This window comes from uncultured Oscillibacter sp., assembly GCF_947654275.1.
GTDB lineage: Bacteria > Bacillota > Clostridia > Oscillospirales > Oscillospiraceae > Oscillibacter.
Map to the genome: position 1 here is coordinate 1 of NZ_CANTJS010000096.1, position 4,720 is coordinate 4,720.

The 4,720-nt window shown below is 61.4% G+C and carries 5 protein-coding genes; 1 reads left to right on the plus strand and 4 read right to left on the minus strand.

The window, feature by feature from the left end; all coding sequences use genetic code 11:
- Positions 1-232, plus strand: a 232-nt coding sequence (locus Q0063_RS14285; protein WP_297872629.1) for a manganese catalase family protein, incomplete at its 5' end; no start/stop codon positions are given.
- A gap of 55 nt (positions 233-287) precedes the next feature.
- Here Q0063_RS14285 and ligA read toward each other — a convergent pair.
- The 4 genes from ligA to Q0063_RS14305 form a co-directional block, all read right to left on the minus strand.
- Complete coding sequence (gene ligA, locus Q0063_RS14290; RefSeq protein WP_297872630.1) at positions 288-2,264, minus strand: NAD-dependent DNA ligase LigA; 1,977 nt, start codon at positions 2,262-2,264, stop codon at positions 288-290.
- A 13-nt stretch (positions 2,265-2,277) separates the two neighbouring features.
- The gene (gene yunB / locus Q0063_RS14295) at positions 2,278-2,979 is read right to left on the minus strand and encodes a sporulation protein YunB (protein WP_297872631.1); all 702 of its coding nucleotides are present in this window, start codon (positions 2,977-2,979) and stop codon (positions 2,278-2,280) included.
- A gap of 60 nt (positions 2,980-3,039) precedes the next feature.
- Positions 3,040-4,434: a UDP-N-acetylmuramoyl-L-alanine--D-glutamate ligase gene (murD, locus tag Q0063_RS14300; RefSeq protein ID WP_297872632.1), complete on the minus strand. Its 1,395-nt coding sequence runs from the start codon at positions 4,432-4,434 to the stop codon at positions 3,040-3,042.
- 87 nt (positions 4,435-4,521) lie between these two features.
- Positions 4,522-4,720 (minus strand): hypothetical protein (locus tag Q0063_RS14305; RefSeq protein ID WP_297872633.1); only part of this gene is annotated, 199 nt, incomplete at its 5' end.

Here is a 4,720-nt window from a genome sequence, read left to right on the forward strand (position 1 = left end):
GGAACTTTTAGCCACAGGTTGCACTTTCGTGATTGCACCAGAGCAGAAGGCCCGCGTCACCTACGACAACATCCTCCGCCTGTCCGACGACCCGGACGTCAACGACGTCATCAAGTTCCTGCGGGCGCGGGAGGTCGTGCACTTCCAGCGCTTTGGCGAGGGCCTGCGGCTTGCCAGAGATAAGATGAATGAGAAAAACGTCTACTATATGAATCCCTCCTTCGACAAATAATGGTTCAGGCGGCGGCATCTCTGCCGCCGCCTGACTGCTGTTCTGCTCACGACGCTCATTCCAGCAGCTTCGCGAATTCATCCTCCGTCAGAATGGGAATGTTCAGCTCCTGGGCCTTTTTCAGCTTACTGCCGGCGGCCTCCCCCGCCACCACATAGGTGGTGCGTTTCGAGACGGAGCCCGCCGCCTTGCCGCCCCGCTCCTCGATGAGGGCCTGGGCGGCCTTCCGTTCAAAGCGGGACAGCGTCCCCGTAAGGACGAAGGTCATGCCGGCAAAGCGCTCGTCCACCAGCTGCGCGGTGCTCTCCATGTTGACGCCCGCGTCTCTCAGTCGGTCAATCAGGTCCCTGGCCTGAGCGGAGCCCAGATAATCCACTACGCACTGGGCCGTCACAGCTCCCACATCGTTGATTTCCGTCAGCTCCTCCGCCGTGGCGGCGCACAGGGCGTCCATTGTGCGGAAATGCACGGCCAGGACCTTGGCCGCCTTCTCCCCTACCTGCCGGATGCCCAGGCCGAAAATCAGCCGCGAGAGATCGTTGCTCTTGGATTTCTCAATGGCGCGGAGCAGATTTTCCGCGGACTTCTCTCCCATGTGCTCCAGCCGGGCAACCTCCGGGGCCTGGAGCCTGTACAAATCCGCAGCTGTGGAGACCATGCCGCTGTCAACCAGCTGCTGAACCACGGCAGGGCCGCAGCCGTCAATGTCCATGGCGTTCCGGCTGGCGAAGTGGGTCAGGTTCCGCAGCAGCTGCGCGGAGCACTCCGCCCCGGTGCAGCGGACGGCGGCCCCGTCCTCGTCCCGCCGGACCGGCGCGCCGCAGACCGGGCAGACCTCCGGCAGAACATAGGGCACGGTCCCCTCCGGCCTGCGGGAACGGTCCACCTCCACAATTTCGGGGATGATCTCCCCCGCCTTCTGGACCACCACGGTGTCGCCGATGCGGATGTCCTTTTCCGTGATGAAGTCCTGGTTGTGAAGCGTGGCGTTGGTAACTGTGGTCCCTGCCAGGCGGACAGGGGTCAGCACCGCCTTGGGCGTCAGCACCCCGGTGCGGCCCACCTGAATCACAATGTCCAAAACCTGGGCCGGTTTCTTCTCCGGCGGGTACTTATAGGCCACCGCCCACTTTGGGAATTTGGCTGTACTGCCCAGTTTTTCACGGTCAGACAAGGAATTTACCTTTACAACCGCACCGTCGATGTCAAAGGGGTAATCCATCCGCTGGTCGTTGATGCGGGCGATTTCAGCCTGACAGGCGGAGACGCCTGACAGAATTTTGTGGGGAATCACCCGGAAGCGCTGAGAGGCCAGATACGCAAGTGTCTCCCCATGGGAAACAGGGCTCAGGCCCTCCGCCAGCTGCATGTTGAATACCTGGATGTCCAGCTTCCGTTCCGCGCAGATCTTCGGGTCCAGCTGCCGGAGGGACCCGGCGGCGGCGTTTCGGGGGTTGGCCAGCAGGGGCTTGCCCTCAACCTCCCTCTGAACGTTCAGCTCCTCAAAAACCGCCCGTGACATATAGACCTCTCCCCGGACAATCAGCCGGGGCAGCCGGTCCGGCAGACGCATGGGAATGGAGCGAATGGTTTTCAGATTCTCCGTCACGTCCTCGCCGGTCCGGCCGTCTCCCCGGGTGGCGCCCCGAACAAAGAGTCCGTCCCGGTATTCCAGGGCCACCGACAAGCCATCCACCTTGGGCTCTATGGAGTAAGGCGTCCCCTCCCCCAGGGCCTCGTCCACCCGCTGGCAGAACTCCGCCACCTCTTCGGCGTTGAAAACATCCTGGAGGCTCTCCAGGGGCACCTCGTGGGCATAGGGGACGAAGCCCTCCAGAATCTTCCCGCCGATGCGCTGGGTGGGAGAGTCCGGCGTAACCTCCTCGGGGTGCCGGGCCTCCAGCTCCTCCAGCCGGCGGTTCAGCAGGTCATATTCCCGGTCGCTGATGATGGGGGCGTCTAATACATAATAGCGGTAGCCATACTCGTTCAAGGTCTCCCGCAGCTGTCTGATTTCCTCACGGTAGTCCATGACATCCTCCCTGTCAGTTGATGATATAGTCCTTCGCGTCGCTCTCATAGGTGTCCGGCGCGGTGCTGAAATAGGTGTAGGTGTCCGGCACGGAACCCACAATCACAGTTTCCGCCACCGTAACGGCATTGGAAACCACCGTGGCGGTGGAAAATCCCGGCAGGAGGATGCTCACGGCCACGTCAATATTCAGTACGATCTGATGCTTTGTCTGGTTGATGCCCGCCGAGGTGAATTCGTTCTCGAACCAGGCCGAGGAGGAGCCCACCGACTCCATCCGCACGGAGATGCTGGGCCCCCGGCCCGCCAGCAGCACCGAGCCGGTGAGACTGCCCACGGGAATCGACAGCTCACGGGCCGGCACCTGGTCGATGCGGGCCAGAATGATATCCAGTATCCTGGATTGCAGCCGGTTGAACGCCGCCATGTTGCTGTAGATGGCGCTGATTTTCCCTTCGTTGTCCTTCTCGAAGCTGATCAGGTCGCCGTAGGTAATATTCCCCGTTTCAATGGCCTCGTCCACCGCCTCGGAGACGATGCGGTTCACCGTGTTGGAGACCCGGGTGGTAGCCAGACTCTCCAGCAGCGGCTGCATCTGGGTGGTGGCGAGGAAGAGCATGGTCAGCGCCAGGACCACGGCGGCCAAAAGCAGCACCCGCGCCAGCGCCCGGCGGGCTGTGTGCCTGCGGTAATATAAAAAGCCCAGGGGCATCATATCGGCATCACCTCTCCGCTATCCTATGCAGAAAGGGCCTGCCCTTATTTTCCCGTTTTATCAGGACAGCTGACGGACGATTTCCTTGAAGACCCGGCCCCGCTCCATAAAGTTGGAGAAACGGTCAAAGGAGGTGCTGGCCGGGGACAGGATGACCACATCCCCCGCCTGTGCCCGGCTTCTGGCAAGACCGGCCGCCTGATGGTAGTCCTCCACATCCACGATTTCCAGTCCGGCGTAGTTTTCCGCGCTCTCCACCGACGCCTGGATGACTCCGGCGGTGGCCCCGCAGAGAATCAGCAGCTTTACATGATCGTTGACAACCGGGCCCAGGCTGTCGTAGGAAATGCCCTTGTCCTTGCCTCCGGCAATGAGAATGACCTTTTCCGGGAAAGCCTTCAATCCGGCAATGGTCCGGCTGGGGCTGGAGGCGATGGAATCGTTGTACCAGCGCACGCCGTCCAGCTCCCGCACCAGCTCGATGCGGTGCTCCACGCCGCCGAAATTCCTGGCGAATTCGCGGATGACCCCGTCGGGAACGAGACCGTCCACCGCCGCGATGGCCGCCATGTAGTTTTCCACATTGTGGATGCCGGGGAGCTTGATGTCCGCCAGTGACAACACATGACGGTGTCCCCCTTCGCTGGCAAGCCAAATGGCTTGCCCCCCTCCGGAGTCATCCGGGCCAAGGTACGTCCCCCGCTCCACGGCCTCCCGGCGGCTGAACAGACGGACGGAGCCCCGGGCCCCTTCCGCAAAGCCCCGTGTGACCTCATTGTCGGCGTTCAGCACGACAATCCCGTTTGAATCCTGATGTGTAAAGATATTTTCCTTTGCGGCAATATACTCCTCATAGTCCCTGTGGACGTCCAGATGATTGGGGGTCAGATTGGTGACGACGGCAATCCGCGGACTGCGGTTCATGGTCAGCAGCTGGAAGGAGCTGAGCTCCAGCACCGCCAGGTCGGTTGGTTTCATAGAGGGTGTGTCCGCCAGCAGCGGACGGCCAATGTTCCCCCCCAGGTGGACGGTCCGCCCCGCCGCCCGCAGCAGCTCCGCGATGATGGTGGTGGTGGTGGTTTTCCCGTCGCTGCCGGTGACGGCGATGATGGGACAGGGGCAGACGCGGAAGAAAACCTCCATCTCGCTGGTCAGCACGCCGCCCCGTTCCACAGCGGCGGTGAGCTCCGGCAGGTCCGGGCGCATCCCCGGCGTGCGGAAGATGACATCCTCCCTGAGGTCCTTCAGGTAGTCCGGCCCCAGCCGGAGGCGGCAGCCCCGTTCCTCCAGCTCCTCCGCCAGAGGGCCCAGGGCGGCCCGGTCCTTTTTGTCGCAGGCGGTGACCGCCACGCCATGGGACAGCAGCAGGTCAATGAGGGGCCGGTTGGAGATCCCGATGCCGATGACGGCCACGGTCCTGTTTTGCAGAGAATGCAGATAGTCCTCGAAATTCACGGAAGATCGCTCCTTATATGCTCCGCCGGTGTACGGCAGATTTGTTGCCCTTCCGATTATACCCCAGTTGGCTGAAAATAGCAAATGTCAGTATACCCGAATTTCAAGAGGCGTTTCATGGGGAACCGGAAAAGGACGTGCCGGAGATTTTACACAGGGGCCGCGGTAGAAGTCAGGCGTATAACCCGCCCCCCTTCTCCTGATAAAATGCGGAAACGGGCACCCCCGGAACACGGAAATCAATTTTGCAAAATTGGATTCAAAGAGATAAAATAGGAAATATGAG

Excerpts from the sequence above, each read along its gene's own strand:
- yunB (WP_297872631.1), bottom strand. The coding sequence starts at position 2,979 with ATGATGCCCCTGGGCTTTTTATATTACCGCAGGCACACAGCCCGCCGG.
- ligA (WP_297872630.1), bottom strand. The coding sequence starts at position 2,264 with ATGGACTACCGTGAGGAAATCAGACAGCTGCGGGAGACCTTGAACGAG.